Origin of the sequence: Pseudomonas sp. Sample_16 (assembly GCF_004307665.1) — a bacterium.
GTDB lineage: Bacteria > Pseudomonadota > Gammaproteobacteria > Pseudomonadales > Pseudomonadaceae > Aquipseudomonas.
This window is the reverse complement of sequence record NZ_RCOB01000186.1, coordinates 1-3,562: the sequence shown is the minus strand read 5'-3', so window position 1 is coordinate 3,562 and position 3,562 is coordinate 1. Positions and strand designations below refer to the sequence as shown.

2 protein-coding genes and 1 pseudogene are annotated in these 3,562 nt (G+C 56.7%); all 3 read right to left on the bottom strand.

Translation table 11 applies throughout. From position 1 onward, the window contains the following. Positions 1–707: 707 nt before the first annotated feature. A pseudogene (locus tag D8U69_RS24760) lies at positions 708–2,233 on the bottom strand (IS66 family transposase). 81 nt (positions 2,234–2,314) lie between these two features. Next, positions 2,315–2,650: an IS66 family insertion sequence element accessory protein TnpB gene (tnpB, locus tag D8U69_RS29890; protein WP_177434596.1), complete on the bottom strand. Its 336-nt coding sequence runs from the start codon at positions 2,648–2,650 to the stop codon at positions 2,315–2,317. Continuing rightward, complete coding sequence (locus D8U69_RS24750) at positions 2,650–3,006, bottom strand: transposase (RefSeq protein ID WP_241668692.1); 357 nt, start codon at positions 3,004–3,006, stop codon at positions 2,650–2,652. The genes tnpB and D8U69_RS24750 overlap by 1 nt, the downstream gene beginning before the upstream one ends. Positions 3,007–3,562 lie beyond the last annotated feature (556 nt).

Here is a 3,562-nt window from a genome sequence, read left to right as displayed (position 1 = left end):
CGTGAGGCATCACTTCAGGGCCTTGCGCGTCGGTTTTCGCCTCTCTGCCCCTGCCGCATGAGCGGCATCAGAGCAAATGGGTTGCTTAGCGTAAGCGTCCGGCAAAGGCATCTGGCCCGAAGTCGGAAAATTGGCGCAACAGCCGATAGCTTCCTGTAACCATCGCCACTTCTAGAGGGATGGTGCGCGCGCAAGATGATGGGGCCGCAGTGACAGGACCACCCTCAAAAATAATGGTGATCCGTATAATTACATTAGACGGGGATTTAAGAGGTTTCAGGTACAGCAGGCTATCGCTTCCGGCCGTCTTCCGTCGCAAATTTCGATCAGTTTTGCGAGTTTTGCCACCAAATGCGGAGCGACAACTCCCGAGTGAATTTGGAAGGGGCAGAATGGGGTGCGCTACGGGGATATATAGGGATAATCAGGGTGTGATGGGGTGTTACGGGGATTATTAGGGAAAATGGGGGGTATATCAGGGGGCGCTAACTCCAGGGTAACTACCGTTCTGCGGATTAAATGGGGGGAAATGGGGTGTTTGAGAGAGGGATACAGGGAGACTGCGGGATTTATAGGGTGTCTCGGGGCGGTACGTGGCGTAGATCTACCCCATTGCAACCAATGCTACGAAAAACCATGTTTTGTGGATGATTTTGGGACTATGCGCCGGAATATTCATAAACGCTCCACGACGCCAGCTGATGTAATTACACCGGTTGCCACAGATGTGGCAGCAACGCCGCAATCTCACTCGCTCGCTGCGTGGGCAGTCGCGTCAGTACATCCTTCAGATAGACGTAGGGATCATGTCCATTAAGCCGTGCTGACTGGATCAAACTCATGATCGCAGCCGCACGTTTGCCGCTGCGTAACGAGCCCGCGAAAAGCCAGTTTGAACGCCCGAGAGCCCATGGCCGGATTTGATTTTCACACCAGTTATTGTCGAGGGGTACCGCGCCGTCCTCGAGGTATCGAGTCAACGCGGCCCAGCGTTTGAGCTGTAATCCAGGGCTTTGGCAATGGCCGATCCCTCAGGCACAAGTTGTCGCTGGGCGATCATCCAGGTGTGCAGCGCCTCGATTATCGGGGCCGATTTTTCCTGCCGTATCCGTTGTCGAGCGTCAGGTTCCAGTTCGCGGACTTCGCGTTCTATCTCATAAAGCGCGGCGATGTAATGCAGCGCTTTTTCGGCGATCTGGCTCTTATTGGTCGCGTGCAAGTCGAAGAACTTACGGCGAGCATGGGCCATGCAGCCGATCTCTGTGACGCCCAGATCAAAGCTCGCCTTGTAACCGGCGAAGTCGTCGCAGACCAGCTTGCCGTTCCAGTTGTTCAGGAAGGTTCGGGCGTGTTCGCCGGCGCGGCTCGGGCTGAAGTCGTAAACGACTGCCGCCAAGTCGGCGAACTGACTGGTGGCGTAGGCCCAAATGTAGGCTCGGTGGGTCTTCTTGGCGCCCGGCGTCAGCATCTGTACCGGCGTTTCATCGGCGTGGATCACGCCATGCTCGAGCACTGCTTCGCGCAGCGCATCCACCAGTGGCTGTAGCTGCACGCCGCAGGCGCCAACCCATTGCGCCAAGGTCGAACGGGCGATCGTCAGACCGGCTCGGCCGAAAATTTTCTCTTGTCGATACAGCGGCAGATGGTCAGCAAACTTGGCCACCATAACGTGGGCCAGCAGGCCTGCCGTAGGGATGCCTTTGTCGATGACATGCGCCGGTACCGGCGCCTGGATCAGCGACTCGCACTGCTCACAGGCCCATTTCCCACGGATATGGCGTTCGACGGTAAACACGCCGGGTGTGTAGTCGAGCTTTTCGCTGGCATCTTCACCGATGCGCTTGAGGGCGCAGCCGCATTGGCAATGGCTGTTGTCCGGTTCGTGGTGGATCAGCGTACGAGGAAACTGCGCTGGCAGCGGCGCACGCTTGGGTTGCTGGCGCACTTTGGCCGCAGTCGGCGTCGGTTGCAGTGCCTCAAGTTCAGCTTCAATAGCCGCGATGTCGGTGTCGATCAGGTCATCGAGCAAGCTGGCTTGAGCAGGACTTAGTTGCTCGCTGCGCTTGGCAAACTTGAAGCGCTTGAGCAGCGCGATCTCATGGGCCAGTTTCTCGTTGATTGTTTTGTGATGGTGGATTTGCTTGTCCATCGTCTCGACGCGCTGCATCAACTGCGCGGCCAGAGCGCGCAGTTGTTCGGGGTTCAGTTGGTCGAGATTCGGGATGGAAGTCATGCCGCCGATTTTGCCAGAGAGGGCTTTGGGCGGCGATAGACTGATGGGCCAATTGCGCTGGCAAGCTGGCCGTGGCAGAACTTAAAGCACAGTGATGACGCCGCTGGCACCGACTCTTTGCCAAGGTAAACCGAGTATCAGGGCCTGAAGCTGTTCTGCATCCAACTCAAGTTCCGAACCATGTCGCACGCCTGGCCAGAAAAAGCGTCCTTGGTGCAACCGACGTGCTGCCAGCCAGATGCCGACGCCGTCATGCACCAGCACTTTCATCCGATTGGCGCGGCGGTTGGCGAAGAGATAAGCACAGTGCGGCTTCGCCGCACCGAACACGGCCACTACCCGTGCAAGCGCGGTGTCGGTGCCCGCGCGCATGTCCATCGGCTCGGTGGCGAGCCAGATGGAATCGATGCGGATCATCAGATTAATCCCCGGACGAATCGGGCACATCCCTCGGGATCGTTGACGGGCCAGTTCACCACGAGGCTCCCATGCTCGCTTGGCACATCGATTCTGATCGACGGCGAGGGACGATCATGAACGCTGGGTTCTAGTTTCAAAGGGATAAAAGCGGGCAGGTTTTTACTGTCCGCGTCGCGATAAAGCGGAATCCATTTACGCACGAGATTGGCATTGATCCCGTGGCTCAGCGCGACGCTTGCGATGGACGCACCAGCATGCAGACATTCCTGAACGACTTGGGCTTTGAAAGGTTTGGGGTAAGAGTGTCGTTGGCGCATGGCGATCCGCTTAATAAGGCTAAAAATGGTGTCCACTTAAATAGGTGTCCACCATCGCCCTAAGCGTTGGGATCAGAAAGGTGTGTTGGCCGGACGCTTACTGCTTAGCACCGGCGAGCCCGGTACTTCGAAAATGGGAAGTCTTGGCGTGGTGATCGCTTGCGTCGTGCGATTAAATTGGCGCCGAGAAAGACAGTAGCGCTACACCCTCTCGCCTGCATGCCCGGCATACAGCCCTCCTATGACGCTGCTTTCTCTCGAATGGTGACGCTTTTAGCCCGTATTCCTCCCATCAGGATACGGGTTCTTTTTTCTTTCTGATCCAGGCTTGTCAATAGCTTGGATCTCCTGCCTGAGACGCAACTCATTAGCTCGAAGACATGCCGGCGTACTCGCCTTTATTGCAGGAGGCGCAGCTGCAAGCCCCTCTTCGGAGGAGTGAACGATTGACCAGCAGTGGTAGGACCAGGCTTGTTTCGCCTACTTGATCAGGATGATGACATTTTTTGTGCTACAGATGTTCTTGCGCTTGTGGGTGGCTCGTTGCGCGAGGCCAGCTGTAACTCGAACTACTGCCAGCATCGCTATAAGA

Coding starts and splice junctions, on each gene's coding strand:
- tnpB (WP_177434596.1), bottom strand. CDS start 2,650: ATGATCCGCATCGATTCCATCTGGCTCGCCACCGAGCCGATGGACATG.